The 17,000-nt window shown below is 58.7% G+C and carries 19 protein-coding genes; 5 read left to right on the top strand and 14 right to left on the bottom strand.

Features of this window, described 5'->3' with window-relative positions; all coding sequences use genetic code 11:
- Window positions 1-39: 39 nt before the first annotated feature.
- The 5 genes from rimK to F451_RS0104900 all read right to left on the bottom strand — a co-directional run bounded on the left by rimK (window position 40) and on the right by F451_RS0104900 (window position 3,855).
- Window positions 40-945: a 30S ribosomal protein S6--L-glutamate ligase gene (gene rimK, locus F451_RS0104920; RefSeq protein WP_020680238.1), complete on the bottom strand. Its 906-nt coding sequence runs from the start codon at window positions 943-945 to the stop codon at window positions 40-42.
- The gene (locus tag F451_RS0104915; protein WP_020680237.1) at window positions 942-1,370 is read right to left on the bottom strand and encodes an ATP-dependent zinc protease family protein; all 429 of its coding nucleotides are present in this window, start codon (window positions 1,368-1,370) and stop codon (window positions 942-944) included. The genes rimK and F451_RS0104915 overlap by 4 nt, the downstream gene beginning before the upstream one ends.
- Before the next feature lie 27 nt (window positions 1,371-1,397).
- On the bottom strand, window positions 1,398-2,381 hold the full coding sequence (gene zntB, locus F451_RS0104910) for a zinc transporter ZntB (protein WP_020680236.1): 984 nt from the start codon (window positions 2,379-2,381) through the stop codon (window positions 1,398-1,400).
- A 63-nt stretch (window positions 2,382-2,444) separates the two neighbouring features.
- Entirely contained in the window at window positions 2,445-3,464 is a 1,020-nt protein-coding gene (locus F451_RS0104905; protein ID WP_276202586.1) for a serine/threonine protein kinase, read from the bottom strand.
- Window positions 3,457-3,855 carry a DUF2750 domain-containing protein gene (locus F451_RS0104900; protein ID WP_020680234.1) on the bottom strand — a complete coding sequence of 133 codons (399 nt, stop codon included), beginning with the start codon at window positions 3,853-3,855 and terminating at the stop codon, window positions 3,457-3,459. The genes F451_RS0104905 and F451_RS0104900 overlap by 8 nt, the downstream gene beginning before the upstream one ends.
- A 329-nt stretch (window positions 3,856-4,184) precedes the next feature.
- Between F451_RS0104900 and F451_RS0104895 the strand changes: the two genes are divergently transcribed.
- Entirely contained in the window at window positions 4,185-5,207 is a 1,023-nt protein-coding gene (locus F451_RS0104895) for a M48 family metallopeptidase (RefSeq protein WP_020680233.1), read from the top strand.
- Between the two features lie 44 nt (window positions 5,208-5,251).
- Here the strand turns inward: F451_RS0104895 and F451_RS0104890 are convergent, their stop codons facing one another.
- Entirely contained in the window at window positions 5,252-6,220 is a 969-nt protein-coding gene (locus F451_RS0104890) for a LysR family transcriptional regulator (RefSeq protein ID WP_020680232.1), read from the bottom strand.
- A 179-nt stretch (window positions 6,221-6,399) separates the two neighbouring features.
- Between F451_RS0104890 and F451_RS0104885 the strand changes: the two genes are divergently transcribed.
- From F451_RS0104885 to F451_RS0104875, 3 genes are all read left to right on the top strand, one after another.
- Complete coding sequence (locus F451_RS0104885) at window positions 6,400-6,855, top strand: DoxX family protein (RefSeq protein ID WP_020680231.1); 456 nt, start codon at window positions 6,400-6,402, stop codon at window positions 6,853-6,855.
- Between the two features lie 273 nt (window positions 6,856-7,128).
- Entirely contained in the window at window positions 7,129-7,953 is an 825-nt protein-coding gene (locus F451_RS0104880) for a DODA-type extradiol aromatic ring-opening family dioxygenase (protein ID WP_020680230.1), read from the top strand.
- Between the two features lie 231 nt (window positions 7,954-8,184).
- Entirely contained in the window at window positions 8,185-9,042 is an 858-nt protein-coding gene (locus F451_RS0104875) for a PA4780 family RIO1-like protein kinase (protein ID WP_020680229.1), read from the top strand.
- Between the two features lie 149 nt (window positions 9,043-9,191).
- On the opposite strand, the gene F451_RS0104870 is transcribed toward F451_RS0104875, so the two are convergent.
- The 7 genes from F451_RS0104870 to F451_RS0104840 all read right to left on the bottom strand — a co-directional run bounded on the left by F451_RS0104870 (window position 9,192) and on the right by F451_RS0104840 (window position 15,152).
- Entirely contained in the window at window positions 9,192-9,728 is a 537-nt protein-coding gene (locus F451_RS0104870) for a YaeQ family protein (RefSeq protein WP_026291512.1), read from the bottom strand.
- Window positions 9,729-9,898: 170 nt separating this feature from the next.
- Window positions 9,899-10,672 carry an N-acetylmuramidase domain-containing protein gene (locus tag F451_RS0104865; protein WP_020680227.1) on the bottom strand — a complete coding sequence of 258 codons (774 nt, stop codon included), beginning with the start codon at window positions 10,670-10,672 and terminating at the stop codon, window positions 9,899-9,901.
- 495 nt (window positions 10,673-11,167) lie between these two features.
- Complete coding sequence (locus F451_RS0104860; protein WP_020680225.1) at window positions 11,168-12,133, bottom strand: prenyltransferase; 966 nt, start codon at window positions 12,131-12,133, stop codon at window positions 11,168-11,170.
- Window positions 12,134-12,618: 485 nt separating this feature from the next.
- Complete coding sequence (locus tag F451_RS0104855) at window positions 12,619-12,930, bottom strand: hypothetical protein (RefSeq protein WP_020680224.1); 312 nt, start codon at window positions 12,928-12,930, stop codon at window positions 12,619-12,621.
- Window positions 12,931-12,932: 2 nt separating this feature from the next.
- A complete protein-coding gene (locus F451_RS0104850) occupies window positions 12,933-13,403 on the bottom strand; it encodes a hypothetical protein (protein WP_020680223.1) in 471 nt (156 codons plus the stop codon).
- 330 nt (window positions 13,404-13,733) lie between these two features.
- On the bottom strand, window positions 13,734-14,225 hold the full coding sequence (locus F451_RS0104845; protein ID WP_026291510.1) for a gamma-glutamylcyclotransferase family protein: 492 nt from the start codon (window positions 14,223-14,225) through the stop codon (window positions 13,734-13,736).
- Window positions 14,226-14,462: 237 nt separating this feature from the next.
- Window positions 14,463-15,152 carry a VIT1/CCC1 transporter family protein gene (locus F451_RS0104840; protein WP_020680221.1) on the bottom strand — a complete coding sequence of 230 codons (690 nt, stop codon included), beginning with the start codon at window positions 15,150-15,152 and terminating at the stop codon, window positions 14,463-14,465.
- A 269-nt stretch (window positions 15,153-15,421) separates the two neighbouring features.
- Between F451_RS0104840 and F451_RS0104835 the strand changes: the two genes are divergently transcribed.
- Window positions 15,422-16,237, top strand: a complete 816-nt coding sequence (locus F451_RS0104835) for an SDR family NAD(P)-dependent oxidoreductase (protein ID WP_040879432.1) — start codon at window positions 15,422-15,424, stop codon at window positions 16,235-16,237.
- Between the two features lie 86 nt (window positions 16,238-16,323).
- Here the strand turns inward: F451_RS0104835 and F451_RS0104830 are convergent, their stop codons facing one another.
- Window positions 16,324-16,524, bottom strand: a complete 201-nt coding sequence (locus F451_RS0104830) for a hypothetical protein (protein ID WP_020680219.1) — start codon at window positions 16,522-16,524, stop codon at window positions 16,324-16,326.
- Window positions 16,525-17,000 lie beyond the last annotated feature (476 nt).

Here is a 17,000-nt window from a genome sequence, read left to right as displayed (position 1 = left end):
AGCCAAGACGCTAAATCACCCTTTCGGGGTCAAGTCAGATCAGCCCTTGCCGCGGGTGCGGGTCTTGAGGCTACTGTGGTTCTTTTCGATGAACTGGATGATCCGGTCGGCAACATCCAGCCCGGTGGCCGTTTCGATACCTTCCAGACCCGGTGACGAGTTGACTTCCATCACCAGCGGGCCGTGGTTGGAGCGCAGTATATCTACACCTGCCACGTTAAGGCCCATGGTACGCGCCGCGCGCACGGCAGTGCTGCGCTCTTCAGGCGTCAGGCGCACCAGGCTGGCCGCACCACCACGGTGCAGGTTGGAGCGGAATTCACCGGCCTTGGCCTGGCGTTTCATCGCAGCAATCACCTTGTCACCGATGACGAAGCAACGGATATCCGCACCGCCGGCTTCCTTGATGTACTCCTGCACCATGACGGAGGCCTTGAGTCCCATGAAGGCTTCAAGCACGCTCTCGGCTGCCTGACGGGTTTCAGCCAGTACCACGCCGATGCCCTGGGTGCCTTCGAGCAACTTGATCACCAGCGGCGCGCCGCCCACCATTTCCACCAGATCGGGGATATCGGCGGGCTTGTTGGCAAAACCGGTGATCGGCAGACCGATGCCCTTGCGCGACAGCAGCTGCATGGAGCGCAGCTTGTCGCGGGAGCGGGAAATGGCCACCGACTCGTTCAGCGGATAAGTGCCCATCATTTCAAATTGACGCAGTACCGCCGTGCCGTAGAAGGTGACCGATGCCCCAATACGCGGAATCACCGCATCGAAATCAGACAGCACCTCGCCTTTTACATGAATTTCAGGGTGCTGCATGTTGATGTTCATGTAGCACTTGAGGACATCGACGACCTGTACGTCATGACCGCGCGCCTTGGCAGCTTCCACCATGCGACGGGTGGAGTACAGCTGCGCATTGCGGGAAAGAATCGCCAGCTTCATGGCTTAGCTCCTAACAAAAATGAGGCCGCCGGATCGACGGCAAAACGGTTGAGCATGGCGGTGCGCCCGAGCAGCATGCGAAATTTCATGCTGTCGCGATTGGTCAGCGTCATCTCGATAGGCCATTCATGCTCGCCCAGGCGGGCGAGCGTCTGAATGACGACACGCTTTTCACGATGGCCACCCGAATCGGTGACCGATCGTTCATCCAGCACCGGCGCAACAAAATGCAGCACCTGCTCCTGGTTATTCTGTACAGGGTGAACATCGGCAGCCACCCAGAGCGCTCCGCGCTCGTGAAAGTGCTCCAGCTTGAACGCATGCAAGCAGGAAGTACGGGCGCCGGTATCGACCTTGGCCTTGATGTGCTCGATACCCAGTTCCGGCAGCGACATCCACTCGCGCCAACCAATCATTTCCAACATGGCGTTACTCTCTGTCATAAATCGCCGTCAGAGCCAGCGCTTGCGGCGGAAGATCCATATCTGTACCGCGACCAGCACGACCAAAAAGAGCGAAAACTCCATAAAGGCCGAGGGGTTTTCAGCCCCCGGCACTCCACCTACATTGATTCCCAGCAGCCCGGTCAAAAAGCCCAGGGGCAGGAAAATGGCCGCCACCAGCGACAGTACATAGAGCCGGCTGTTGAGCTGATCCGACAAGCGACTCATGAGCTCTTCCTGCGTGACGGCCGCGCGCTCGCGCACTGCATCCAGGTCTTCTATATGGCGTACCAGGCGGTCGGACACCTCACGCATGCGCATGCGTGCATGGTCACTCATCCAGCCCAGCGGCTCGTTGACCACCCGTGCCAGCGCCTCGCGCTGTGGTGCCAGGTAGCGGCGCAGACCAATGGTCTGGCGCCGCAACTGGGCCAACGGCTGGCGCAATTCACCGTTACCACTGTACAAGACCTGCTCTTCAAGATCTGCGACGCGGTCTTCAAACTCGTCCACCGTATCGCTCATCCGCGTGACCAGCCTGTCGGCCAGACTCACCAGGAAATCACCACTGTCGACAGGGCCGATGCCGCTGTACATCTCGGCGACCATGTCTGACACCGATAACAGTCTGCGTTTGCGCGTACTGACGATCAGATCGGCGGTGACATAAAGCCGGATCGACACCATGTCCTCGGGGTCGGCTTCAGGGTTCAGATTCACCCCGCGTAGCGCCAATAGGAGACCTGCGCCCAACGGGGCGGCACGGGGTCGCGTGTCTTCCATCAGCAGCGACTCCACGGCCAGCGGCGGCAATCCACTGCCATCCGAAAGCCAGCCACGTGTGGCTTCATGGGAATAGTCAAGATGCAGCCAAAGCAGACCCTGCGAGGCATCCCACTGGCCGACCTCATCCCAGCCCAGCGCGCGGGCACCGCCCTTTCGGTCCATCAAAAATGCGTAAATCAAACCATCAGGTCCATGCAATGGTGTCATGCCTGCATCCTTTACCTTTGCCAATATTTGTCACGCTACCGTAGGTTCGGCACACGCCGATCACTATAGCAGCCGCAGGGGAGGTTCCTGCAAGGCGGCAAACTGCTCACGCAACTCGAGGATGTGCTCGCTCCAGTAACGCTCGGTGTTAAACCAGGGAAACGCCCGAGGAAATGCAGGATCATTCCAGCGCCGTGCCAGCCAGGCCGAATAGTGCATGATGCGAAGGGTTCGCAGTGCTTCAATCTGGCGCAGCTCGCGTGGATGAAAGTCGTAAAACTCGTTATAACCGTCCACCACCTCGCACAGCTGACGCTGCTGGCTGTTGCGATCACCCGACAGCAACATCCAGATATCCTGCACCGCTGGCGCCATTCGAGCATCGTCGAAATCGACAAAGTTTGGCGTGTTGTCGCGCCACAGCACGTTGCCGGCGTGACAATCACCATGCACTCGAATCAGTGTTGTGGGCTCTGCCATGGCTTCATCCACCAGTTTGAGCACATCACGGCTCAGGGTCTCGTACGCCAGGCGCAGATCCCGCGGAATAAAGTCCTCGTGCAGTAACGCCACGCTGTCATGGCCGTACGTCTGGCTGTTGAGTACCGGACGGTGCAAAAACGGCTTCTTCGCCCCGATGGCGTGCATGCGCCCCAGAAAACGCCCCAGGATGAGCAGGTTGTCCAGGTTGTCAAACTCCGGTGCCCGACCGCCGCGGCGTGGATAGAGCGCAAAGAAGAACCCTTCGCGCTCGAACAGGCTACGTCCATCGGCATCACGCCAGGGCGCTACCACCGGCAGTTCATGCTCCTCCATTTCGTAACACAGGGCATGTTCTTCCAGTATCTGGGCTTCGCTCCAGCGGGCCGGCCGGTAAAACTTGGCAATCAACGGTGCCTGATCTTCAACGCCGACCTGATAAACACGGTTTTCATAGCTGTTCAGCGCAAAGATGACGCCATCGCACAGATACCCCAGCGCCTCCACCGCATCCATGATGAATTCAGGCGTCAGGGTTTCAAACGGATGCGCAGTCGTGTCCGCGCTTGAACCGGAGTGAGCGTCAGAGTTGTGCTCAGTCACCACCAGCTCCCAACAGCGTTTCGATCGACTCGGTCAGTTCGCCGGCCGACAACAGTACACCTTCTTCATCCAGACGCGGGAACACCGCCACCAGAATGCCGTCTTCATCCAGGCCGCTGGACCAGCGGTCAAACCACGCCTGCAGATCGATTTTCAGCGCCTCGCAGCCCTCCCAGCCTTCGGTGGCCCAGTCCAGCGCGTAGTCCGGATGCGGCCATACCGGCAGACAGCCTTCACCATCCTCGGTGGTCAGCATGACGCAGCCTTCGGCGTCACTCAGGCTCCAAATTTCTTCCCAGTCCGCCACTTTTTGCAGAAAGTGGTCAAATCGTTCCTGCGCGTCGCGGGCGGTAACCTTGATCCGCTGCTGCTCTGTCAGTTTGTACGTCATGGTTCGGCCCTGCCTTTAAAAATGGGCTCGCCGGTGCATCGGCGAATGCCGTGCAGCATGGACGAATGCCGCCTGCGGATCAAGTGAGGCCGGGACCTAAACATCCCGATTCAAGCACCTTTTGCGCCGCTTTTTGGCTGCTACACTGACTTCACCCCACGCTCGGCGCCTTTGGTCCTGTCAAGGCGGCGCAAGCACGTCAACATGGCCGCTCAAAAGGTGATCAGCACATGGACAGAACGCGACACTGCAGGCCCACGACGCAGACCTCCAGCCTCAAGGGTCACAGCAGAAAATGGCAACGTCAACCTGCCCCCTGCCGGTGACTGATGCGCATTTCATGCTCAGCGTCCCGTACTGTACCTGCACTGGTATCTGCACTGTTGCTGAGCGCCTGCGCCAGCACCCTCCCCCTGCCCGACCCACCCACGGCGGATGCGATCACGACCGAAACGGAACACCAGCGTAGCGAAGCCCTGGTTCGCCAGCACGCGCGCGAGTACCGTCTGGCCCGCGTGGCACGACCGCTGCTTATCGCCGCTGCCCGTGACCTGTGCCCGGTACAACAGCGCAGTGATTACGGGCTGCGCCTGCACAGCATTGCCAGCTATGCGCCGTCGCGCCGCGACGCCGCCCGAACGCTCTACACGCTGGATCGACAACCGATGCTACGCACACCTGTTCCCGGCAGCCCGGCAGCCCGTGCCGGACTGCGGGCAGGTGACCGCCTGCTGCGCCTGCAGGGTCGCAGCATTGAGGATATGGATACTGTCGATGAAACGTTGCACGCGGTATCAGGGCCACTGAACCTGGAGCTTGCGCGCGGCGATGCGTTTATAGTCGTCAAGCTGTGGCCTGATACGCTGTGTGACTGGCCCATTCGCCTCAGCCGCAGCAGCGTCATCAACGCCTACGCCGATGGTCAGCAGGTTCGAGTGACCCAGGCCATGCTCGCCTATGCCCAGGAGGATAATGAGCTGGCACTCGTTATCGCCCACGAGCTGGCCCATAACGGCCTGCAGCATATCGACAAGCAGCTGCAAAATCTGCTGCTCGGCGCACTGCTCGATCTGCTGGCCCTGACCCAGGGGTATCCGAGCCCTGGCATCGGCGCCACCCTTGGCGTGCACCACCGGGCGCTGCGCTGGGAGCTGGAAGCCGATCTGCAGGCACTGGTGCTGCTGCACCGGGCAGGCTATGCGCTCGCGCCGGGCGTGGAATTCTGGCGTCGCCTGGGAACCGACTTCCCGGCATCCATTCGTCACACGCGCGGACTGAGCCACCCCGGCACGGCGGAACGCTACCTGCGCATGAAAGCCGCAGCTCAAGCCCTGCCGAATGTGCCGCCGTGAACGAGCAAAACCGCCATGGACGGACCGGCTCTCAGGGCGCCGTGTCAGTGATCAGCAGTGACTGCGGAACCGGCATTATTGAGCTCGGCGCGAATAAAATCACGAAACACACTGACCCGTGCCGGCGCCTGATCACCACTGAGGCTGATGGCATACAGCTTGCCGCCCCCCAGGTGCCACTGCGCCAGCACCGGTTCAATGAGGCCGGCCGCGAGGCTCGCCCCGGCGATAAGGTCCGGCAGTATGCCAATTCCGCCGCCCGCCTGAACAATCCGGTGTACGCTGGCGTAGTCCGTGGTACGGGCCACAGGTCGTGCTGTCACCTCGACCTTGCGGCCCTTCTCGTTAAACAGCGACAGGCTGGCAGCACCGACCAGTTCCCGGGAGGTTACCAGGTCCTGGGTCTCCAGATCCTGTGGGCTTTCGAGCGTACCCCGCGCAGCCAGGTAAGCCGGTGCGCCATAGAGCCGCATGCGAAAGTCCACCAGCGCCGATGCCCGGTATCCCATATCCGGCAGGTTGCCCGACGTCGCCCGCAGCGCCAGGTCAACCCGATTGGCCGCCAGATCCAGCGCGGCGTCAGTCAGCAGCAGTTCTACTGTAATCTGGGGATGCAGCGCCCGAAACCGCACCAGCAGAGGGGGCAGCACATCGAGACCGATATCCATCGGCGCGGTAACCCGCAGGTTACCGTGGGGCACGGTACGCGACTGGCGGGCGCCCTGGGTGGCATCGGCGAGCAATGAAAGTGCATCCCGCGCCTTCGCATAAAAGGCACTCCCTTCCTCCGTTGCGCTCACCGCCCTGGGTGTGCGCGCTAACAGGGCTGTACCGAGTCTCGACTCAAGCCGTGATACTCGCCGGCTGATACTGCCCTTGGTTTCACCCATTTCCGTCGCGGCGCGCGAAACCGAGCCAAACTCAATCACTGCGCAGAATGCCTTTATATCTTCCAGCGACCCGCCGAGCATGCCGCCAAAACTGAAAGACCCACTGCCGATATGTGATGTCATGCTTCGCGCCCTCTGCGGATCGAATCGCTTTGTGGTTACTGACTGCGCCGTTTAGGTTTCCATATTGGAAACCATAAGTTCCAATTTTGCATTCTATTTTAATTTTAGAAACCAACATACCATGGTCTTTCTTTTCAACGTACCGACAACACCCTTCTTGCACGCACCGGAGACCCGCCATGACCAGCTACACGACCACCGAGACTGCCCCTTCCCTGTTCGATCGCCTGTCACCGCTGGGCTATCCTTTAATACGCATCACCGCCGGCCTGTTGCTGATGCCTCACGGTGCGCAGAAACTGTTCGGCTGGTTTGGCGGTTACGGCCTGGATGCCACCGGCCAGTTCTTCGCCACGAGCCTGGGAATGGAACCCGGTTACCTGTTCGCCCTGCTGGCCGGCCTGGTCGAGTTCTTCGGGGGTCTGGCACTGGTGCTGGGCCTGCTGACCCGCCCGGCGGCGCTGGGCATCGCCATCCTGATGGGCGTTGCGCTCACAGTGCACACCGGCAACGGCTTTTTCTGGACCAACGGCGGGGTGGAATATCCACTGATGTGGGGCCTGGTTGCCATCGCTGTTTTCCTGCGCGGCGGCGAACGCTTCTCGCTGGATAGCCGCCTGGGGCTGCGTTTCTGATAGCCTGCGGCCCTGCGAAGACCGTTTAAATACACGGATAAACGGTCTTTTTCTTATTAACTTGGCGTACAAATAGGTTCCCTACCTATTTGTACATCACGCCAGAAAAACGGGCGCAGGTGCGTGGACATGCTGGTTTCTGTGGCGTTCGCATTGGCCTGCGGCCAATGGTGAAACATCACTGTTTCGCCTATTAATCCTCCGGATTAATAATGCCAGGCGTCCGTCGCCCGGTATGCATTTAGTTCAATCTCCTGTTTCAGAGGACATCCCATGAGTCATCAGCGTTTGCCCAGTGTGTACCTTCCCCACGGGGCCGGCCCCTGCTTTTTCATGGACTGGCCGCCGGCCGGCACCTGGGATCACATGGAAAGCTGGCTGCGCAATCTGATTCACCAGGTCGGTCGCCGTCCGCGGGCTCTGCTGGTGATCTCCGCGCACTGGGAAACGCCAGAGTTCAGCGTCAATGCCCAGGCAGCACCTGGCCTGCTGTACGACTACTACGGGTTCCCCGCTCACACCTATCAGCTCGAGTGGCCGGCGCCCGGTAATCCGCAGCTGGCGAACCGCATCCAGGACCTTCTCGGCGCCGCCGGCATACCTTGCGTACAGGACCACAAGCGCGGACTCGACCACGGCGTATTCATTCCGCTCAAACTCGCCGTCCCCGAGGCTGATATTCCAGTGGTTCAGCTGTCGCTGCGTGCAGGCCTCGACCCGGCAGAACACCTGGCGCTGGGCAAGGCGCTGGCGCCGTTGCGCGATGAAGATGTGCTGATCGTTGGCAGCGGCATGAGTTTTCATAACATGCAGCGCCTGCGCCAGGGCGGCAGCCAGCCCGATCCTGACTCCGTCCTCTTTGACGGCTGGCTCGCCGAGACCGTGGCTCTGCCACAGGACGAGCGTGAAAAGCGCCTGGCCCACTGGGACCGTGCACCCGGCGGGCGGGCCTCCCATCCGGTCGAAGAACACCTGCTGCCACTGCATGTCGTCGCGGGCGCCGGCGGTGCGGACCCGGGCCTCAAGGTGTTTGAAGACAAGGTCATGGGCAGCCTGCAATCGGCGTTCATGTTTGGTGCTGTGCCAGCGTCGAGCTAACACGCAACGGCCAAATGGCATTAAATTCCGAAAAAACCGCCGGTTTCAGCGCCCGGCGGTCGAAGCATGCGGCACAGCAATGCTAAACTCAGACTCCCTGCTCCGGGGTCGTCCCGGAGTTTGGCCCCAGCCTGTCAAGGAGTCCTCTGGATGCCGCTGTTCCACCACTGCACACCTGCCTGTTCTACCAGCGCTGTTCCAGCCGGCCACCGGTTCAGGTAACAGAGCCCCATGAAAACTCCAAAACGCATACTCCCCCTGGTTGAAGACGGCCTTGTCGACGAAGTACTCAGCCGACTCATGAGTGGCAAGGAAGCCGATGTCTTTGTGGTGCGCTGCGGCACCGAGATTCGCTGTGCCAAGGTCTACAAGGAAGCCAGCAAGCGCAGCTTCAAGCAGGCGGTCAACTACCAGGAAGGCCGCAAGGTCAAAAACAGTCGCCGCGCCCGGGCCATGGAAAAGGGGTCCAAATTCGGCCGCAAGCAACAGGAAGAAACCTGGCAAAACGCCGAGGTCGACGCGCTATACCGTCTGGCAGCGGCCGGCGTGCGCGTACCGCAGCCCTATGGCTGCATGGACGGCGTCCTGCTGATGGAACTGATCACCGATGAAGCCGGCGATGTCGCACCGCGCCTGAGCGACGTGTCCATGTCCGCTGAGCAGGCGCTGGAGGATCATACCCTGCTGATGCATTACGTGATGCGCATGCTGTGCGCCGGCGTGGTGCACGGCGACCTGTCGGAATTCAACGTACTAGTGGATGAATACGGTCCGGTCATTATCGACCTGCCCCAGGCCGTGGATGCAGCAGCCAACAATCACGCCCAGTCCATGCTGGCGCGGGATGTCAACAACATGACCCTCTACTATGGCCAGTTCGCACCTGAACTGCTGGGCAGCCGCTATGCCAAGGAAATCTGGGCCCTGTATGAAGATGGCAAGCTGCACGAAGACATCGAGCTGACCGGGGAGTTTGCCGAAAGCACCGATAGCGCCGATGTCGACGCGGTACTGGATGAGATCAAGTCGGTATTTGCCGAGGAAATGGCCCGCCAGGAGCGACTGCGCGAAGCCGAGGAGGAAAGCTAAGCTCTCTTGTTGATTCGGGATTAGCCGATGCAGGAAAGCTGCATCATTCGGCCTTCCAGATAACCGGGTAACAGGGTGGACACACAGACACCCTGCCTCTGTGTGTCCACCGGTTGAAAAGCACGCCCGGCGGTGCTACCTGGGGCCTATCAGACCTGCTGCAGCACCGTCCAGGAAACTTCGCATTCGCCACCGGCCGCCGCGATATAGGCAGAATCCCCGGTAAGGGTCACGGACAGATCCATGGTGCGCTCCACCAGCGCGGCCAGCGCCTCGATTTCCGGCCATTCAAAACGATACACGGATGCCTTCAGTCCCTTGAATTTGCTTTTGCCCTGTTCCCACCAGACATCCGACTTGGAATTGAAGCTGTAGACCCGTACTTCCCGCGCCTGGTGCGTGGCCTTTTTGACACGCTCCAGCGCAGGCTCGCCCACATCGATCCAGAGCGCAATCTGGTCATCCAGGGTACGGGCCCAGATATCGGGTTCTTCCACCGCGCTCAGGCCCTTGGTAAAGGCCAGGTATTCGCGGGCATTTAAACAATACGCCAGCACGCGCACCATCATCCGTTCGAGTGTCTCGGACGGATGCTGTGCGATGGTGAGGTTCAGGGTGTCATAATAATCACGGTTCAAATCGGACAGCGAAATCCGTGCTTTATAGATCGTTGGTTTTACTGCCACAGATAAAGACCTTGAAAAATTAAATTCGGCGTATCGACCGTCACAGTGGTAAATACAGGCCGAGATAGTGCCTTATCTGCAGGTTGCTTGCCAGCAGCTTTTGGCATCCACTGGATACTTGGGCAGCGATGCCAACCGCCAGACTGACGACAGTGGTCACGCCGTCCTCGTCAACTGGGAAACGCTGCTTGCAGCAGCGCGGATTCGGTATCCTGATCCAGCTCTCCACTTTGGGCAAGGCCGGCGTTCTCCTGAAACTGAATGAGCCCCGAGCGCGTTCTGCGCCCGCGCACACCATCGACAGGGCCCGGATCAAACCCCAAAAACAGCAGTGCCGCCTGGGCGGTACGCAGCCCGAGATTCGGCAGTGCTACCTTGAAACGGGCATGGGCGGCAGCGAGCCGCGTATCGTAATCATTTTTACGGAAAGCAGGACCGTTGTAGCCACGGGCAAAGGCCTCCCAGTTTCGGCTTTGCATCGCGGCGGCCAGATCGTTGCCCTTTATAAAATTGGCCATGGCCAGCATCTGGGTGTTTTCGTCTGCCAACATGCCATCGATCATTGCATCGATATTGGGGTAACCTGCCACTGCGTAATTAAAACCCATCACCTGGCCAATACCCCAGGAGGCACTTTTTAGCGCCGCCTCCCGATCAAGTGACAGGGCCGCTTCCAGTCTGTCGTATTCGGCAGGACCGCCGACATAAGCACCCGGCTTGGAGTTGCTGATATTGCTATTCACCTGATCATAGGCGCCATCCGTCAGGCGGTGGAATATATGACGCTCAAACAGGATACGCGGTTTACGATTCTCCAGAAAACCGAATCCCCGGGTTTCAACGCTGAGCACCGCCCAGACCTGGGCAGCAGCAACACCCAGGGTATCGCAGACTTCTTCCATGCCGCTCTCGCTTAACGGGCGGCCCGTGCTTTGAAAATTCATGTCAAACTCCCTTTAGGGTTCAACTCCTGTCGGCGCTGCCGCAGCGGTGCCATTTATGCTCAGTACAGATCACTGGCAGCGAGGCGTTCGCGCTGAGGCGAGAAGCCAATGCATGAAGTACAGACAAAACTTAGGCCGCTTTACCGGCCTCGGCCAGTTCTCAAACAAATGTTTGGCTATAAGACTTTTAGTTTTAAGAATAAACGGCAGGAAACGGCGCGCGAATCACAGGCAACCTCAGCATTATTGGTGCTGATGGATTTACTGTTATGAACCCGGTGCGTTCATACATGGGACAAGGGGGTGCTTCATCACTGGGCCTTACTTTGAAAAAGATGGCCCAGTGCGCACCCCAGCGCTTCCCCTTTGAAGAACCCGGCACGTTCGCGCACTTGCGCCCACTCTTTTGGGTTAAAGAGCATGTGGGGTGACGACCAGAAAAAATCGAGCGCCTGACCCTGTGATGGCGTTCACGGTTAATCAGGTCATGGCGACTCACAGCAGTATCCAGGCAATCAGCCAGAGTCCGCCCAGCATATGGATCATCAGTGTCAACTGGATACTGCGCTTGAGCCGTGCCGTCACAGCCCCGACGCCAAAGGCAGCAACGATGGCCGCCAACAGCAGGAATATCCCGGGAATCAACCACGTCGCGCTCTGCAACATGCCCAGTGATACGGCCACCGCGAGAATCGCCAATGCCAGTACCTGGAGCAGCAAATACAGCCAGCGGGTTCGGTTCAGGCCCAGGCGCACCACCAGCGTGTGTTTTCCTGCCGCCTGATCGGCCTTCAGGTCCGGAACCTCATTCATCAGCAGAATGGCCATGATCCAGCAGGCAATGGGCAGAGACAGCACCAGCGCCCCCACGACGGAAATGCCGCTCTGCAGCCATGCGGCACCCGTCACCGGCAAAATTCCAAAGCCCGCGCCAACGGCCAACTCACCGAGCCCGCGGGCATTGAGCTGCATCGGCGGAATTGAATACAGCAGACCCAGCGCAACTCCTGCCACTCCGAACAGCAGCACCAGCATTCCACTGTGAACCACCAGCCCCAGACCGAACACGATACCCAGTATCAATAGAAAAGCGCCCCAGAGCGCCATCTGCCGAACGCTCATCACGCCATTCTGGATAAACCGGGAGCCTCCGGTGAACGGAAATATGCGTTCGTCGTTATGCCTGTCCGTACCGCCCAGGTCATCGAAAACGTCATTCAGCACATTGGCCGCCGCATGGATCAGCACGATGGCAGCCAGCGCCAGCGCCAGTGCGGTCCAGTCCAGCGTGCCGCCCACCCGGTAGCCCCAGCTTGTGCCCACCAGCACCGGCAGTATCGAGGCTGTGAGAAACATCGGACGGGTCGCCAGCAGCAGGCGCCGAAGAAGGCTCGAAAGGCCTGAACCGCCCAGCGATTCGACGGAGGGTTCGGCAGGTGATCTATTCGTGTCAGCAGTCATATTTTGCTCTCGTGCTCCATGCACTGTATCGGCCTATCAACACTATAGGCCCGAATGTGACGCCTCCCATTAACCAAAGCCGCAAACAGGCTATTAACCCGGCAGGTTAATACATGAAGCAGGGATACTTCATCATTGCCCGCAGGGCAATGCAAACGCCTCAGACACCAGCATGTCCACGCACTCGCGCCCACTCTCTTGAGTTAAAGGGCTGTGGGGTGACGGACAACTAGGAGGCTGTCCGAGAATGCTGGCCGTAGCGAGAGTCGGCTGATTTGAGTTGGTTTTTGCGGTGTTTTAAGGCGAATAGTGGTTCTATTTAACACTTGGAACGAAGTGGAAAGAACCGCTTTAGCGGGGTCGCAGACCGAGGAGCCTGCGACGAGTAATAAACAGCACAAAAAAACAGCCAAACTCAGATGGTTCGCAGTAGGTTGCGTGTGCTCGGACAGCCTCCTAGGTAGGGAACCTATTTGTCCACCCGGTTAATAGATAAAAAATCCGGCGATGATGAGACTACTGAGCAGGACACTGATACCGATGCTTGTGGCCAGTGCAGTGCCACCCATCCTGGCCCCCCATCCCGCCTGGGCAAAGACAAACCCGAGCACCAGAAACAACACCACATCAATAACACCGTGCGTGACCCAGTGATGGCCCGTGGCTGCTTTCATCCAGGCCAGCACCGTTGCTTCGTTGCTTTCCTTTGCAACGACCAGCAGTGCACTCAGCAGACTGGTCACAGCCAGTGCCAGACCGAAAGAGACGGTGTACTTGCCCAATCTGATTTCTTTCATCGTTACATTCCCGCTGCGGCCTTGCCAAGCAAGGCAACCTTGGCGCCCATGCTGACAAAGGCCCCCGCACCTTCCATGGCCAGCCCGAGCAACACGATCAACCCGGCAACCGACAGGACAACCGCGCGCGCTGCCCGATTGGCGGACAGACTGAACGCCGCGACCGGAAGATAAGAAGCCATCAGCAACAAGGCAAAAAACACATGCTCTTTTGTTTCCATGAAGAAGCTATGTGCAAACGGCCAGGGTCCGCTGTTGATGAGCGCCTTGTCGGCGCCGTAAAACAGCACGTACCAGTAGCCGCCAACCAGATAACTGAGCCACATCAGCACCGCGCAGCCCAGACTGGCAACACGAACCCGCCCAGCATTCAGTCGATCGATATGCAGCGTTTCGACAAACACCCAGAGCGCAGCAAGGATCGCCAGAACGCCAAAGCTGGGGTGCAGCATTAAAATCAGTTCGTTGGCCATCCGGCACCCCCCGGTTTATGTCAGTTTCGCCAAAATCCGGCGACCCGCACAACTCCATATTTACATTAACTTTAGATGACTTGAAGGGTTATAGCCGGGAACGGAGGCGCCAGCCGAGCGAGGGTTGATCTGGATCAAGCTGTTCGCAGCTCAACCCTGAGTGTGGCACTTATTATCTGACTTCCCGGGTTCGCAATCGGCCATCTTTTTTAAAAGAGACCTGGCTACTACAGACTTCCGGCACTGCTCCGGCTGACGATGTATTTGTCAGCCGGGCTAATAATATCGGAGTGCCCGGGGAATCTATGGGACCGTAAACATCAACGGCCGCTAACGATGTATTCCAATTTCTCTCGCATGCCTGATGTAATCAACATCCTGAACACTCTCCACAGCATCGATTATTGCAATATAGTCATCTGGCAGTTCAGACTCACTGGCGCCAACCAGCACGTGGTTCAGGTACCAGGAGTACGGTTTGAGCGACCCATCAATTATCAGTGCGCAGTACGTGAACGCTTCGATTTCGTGCTCTTCATGACTCTGCAGCAGGACCAACTTTTCGGAATATCCAAAACCGAGCCCTTCGGCAATATCCAGCACTCTCTTCTCGCCAGGATCGATATCAAACAGCGCACCCATAACAAAGTCATCCTCGCTGCCGGTGAAATAGGCATCACACTTTCCAGATCCGTCTTTGCTTAGCTTGTGAAAGCGTAACTGATGCCCTTTCAACCAATAGCAGCCCAGGCGCCTGGCACTGGGTACTCTTTCTCTTAGCCGGGAAAGCGACATGTTTGAACCATACGCAAAATATCTCACGCCCCCTCCTCTGCAGTTAGCACCTCAGCCGGAAAAGCTGATTATCCATCAGGATAACACCCCGGCGGATTGATTCAGCTTTCGGGTGGCCTGACGTCGGTGGCCGCCAGCCGCTACCCACTCTGCACCGCACAGGGACTCGAGGTGATGCGTTAAGTGCGCGGTGAAAAACATGAAACTGACGGGGGTAATATGAATAAATCCCGACAGGCCTGCTGGGACCCACACTTAGGCTCCTTAGACAGCCACACCGAGCAGAGCCCCCGCACCGGCGGTTAATGCCATTGCCAGTGCGCCCCAAAAGGTAACGCGCATGATAGCCGGGAATACAGGTGCACCTCCCGAGCGCGCCGACAGGTACCCCAGCAGCGCCAGAAACACCATCGAGCCGCCTGAGACAAACCACAAAAGCGTGCTGGCCGGAAGCAGAATAACAACCAGCAGCGGCAGCGCCGCACCGGCGGCAAACGCAACAGCGGATGCCAGTGCCGCCTGAACAGGCCGTGCCGCGAGCGTACTGGAGATTCCCAGCTCGTCACGCGCATGAGCGCCCAGCGCATCATGCTGCATCAGCTGGGTCGCCACATCAAAGGCTAGCGCCGGGTCGAGCCCCCGCTTTACGTAAATCGCCGTCAGCTCTGCATGTTCATGCTCGGGCGCCGCCGCAAGTTCTTTTTTCTCCCTGGCGAGGTCGGCCTGCTCGGTATCGGCCTGCGAACTGACCGAGACATACTCGCCGGCCGCCATCGACATCGCTCCCGCAACAAGGCCGGCAACGCCCGCGACCAGTATGCTGTGCGATCCAGCCCCCGCCGCCGCTACACCAAGGATAAGACTTGCGGTGGATACAATACCGTCATTAGCGCCCAGTACGGCCGCCCGCAGCCAACCCGTACGGTGAGTCTTATGCTTCTCAACATGTTTCATGCCATCTCCCTGTTACTGACGGTTGCCCGCGGCGCCCCACATTCCTGGCTGCCTCGACGTCTTGTGTGACTCCACCCATGTCCCCTCGCGAACCGGTTGTAGAGCACGAGTCACCCTATATGTTTTAAAGGGTTACCTGCCAATTGCAAGGATGGAGTGCCCGCGGACGCGCGTCACCTCTGCGGACTATTTACGCGTATTTATTGCGATGCACAAACTTCCGACTAAGCTCAAGAATGCTTAACAATCCGTTCAATGGAGGCATCAGCGTGGAAATCAAAAATAAAGTCGCCATCATCACCGGAGCCGGAAGCGGCATCGGTAACGCAGTTGCAATAGAGCTCGCCAACCGGGGCATCAAGGCGGTGTTGATGGTCGATCTGACGCCACAGGTCCAGGTCAATGCCGAGCAGGTGAACACCGAGGTTGGTCGCGAGGTCGCCTTCCCCTACCAGGGCGATGTGACCGACGCCGTCTTCCGTGCCAAGGTATTCGACGATGCCCAGGCAAAGTTCGGCATCATCAGCATCTGTATTCCCGCCGCGGGCATCACCCGCGACTCTCTGGCCGTGCGTCTGGACAAGGATACCGGCAAGGCCCGCATCTACGAACAGGAAAAATTTCAGCTGGTCATCGACGTCAACCTGATTGCGCCGGTCTACTGGGCACTGGAAATGGTGGCCCGTATCGCCGAGGTACGCTTCGCCGAAGGCTTGTCAAAATGGAAGGCTGATGAGGGCGTGCAGGGCGCGATCATCTTTATCGGTTCAGTCTCGTCCCAGGGCAACAAGGGACAGATTTCCTACGCTGCGACCAAGGCCGGGCTCGAAGGCGCCGCCGCCACCCTGATGAAGGAAGCGATCTTCTACGGCGTGCGCTGCGGGGTCATCCATCCCGGCTTCACGGATACGCCGATGGTGCGAGCCCTCGGGGAAGAGTACATCGAAAAACACGTACTGCCGGATACTCAGCTGGGCCGCCTGATCCGCCCTGCCGAAATCGCCGACGCCATCTGCTTCATGGTTTCCAACTCCGCCATCAGCGGTGAACTTTGGGCCGACGCCGGCTGGCATCCAAACCCCTGAAATACCCGCAAGGTCTTGCCACGGTTCTGCAGTATCGAACCGTGGCGAGGAACTCCTACCCTCTTGCTGGTCAGGCAAACCCAATTTCAGTGCAGCAACGCCCGAACCGCAATCGCCATAGTGTCGCTACTGCCGTGCCCGGGTTCCTCTGCCTTTTGTTCCTCCTGGCCACCCGCCTTGGTGTAGAGCGAGAAGCACTGGTACTGCGCCTCCCAATCGAGGCCGACGCCGAAGGTAATGCCGAGTTTGTCTTCAAGCCAGTCATAATCAGATTCCGGATGTGTCATCTTAGCCTCCTGACCGTTTCCTGCTCGCAGCCGGGCCTCAATGGCGCCGACAACCGCCAACAAGGATAGTCAAGACTGCAAAAAAACACCGCATCTGCGGTGGTGAATGTACCAGCTAAATCGGTGTCCGAAATCATTGAACCGCTACATTCGCAGGTTCCCGGGCTCACACCTTGATCGTCAATCCTGTTATTAACCTGATGTGCAAATAGGTTCCCTACCTATTTGCACATCACGCCACGGAAACGGGCGCAGGTGCGCGGACATGCTGGTTTCCGCGGCGTTCGCATTGGCCTGCGGCCAATGATGAAGCATCCCTGCTTCATGTATTAACCCGTCGGGTTAATAAAACCGAACCACTAAAAAAGGCGAAGGGGTTTGAGCCCTTCGCCTTTTTTCTAACAGCCATGCCGTGTTACTTGGCTTTTTTCAGCATTTTTTTGAGTTTGGCCAGCTTTCCTTCGTGCTTGGCGATT

The organism is Marinobacterium rhizophilum DSM 18822 (assembly GCF_000378045.1).
Classification (GTDB): domain Bacteria; phylum Pseudomonadota; class Gammaproteobacteria; order Pseudomonadales; family Balneatricaceae; genus Marinobacterium_A; species Marinobacterium_A rhizophilum.
This window is presented reverse-complemented; position numbering and strand designations above follow the sequence as displayed.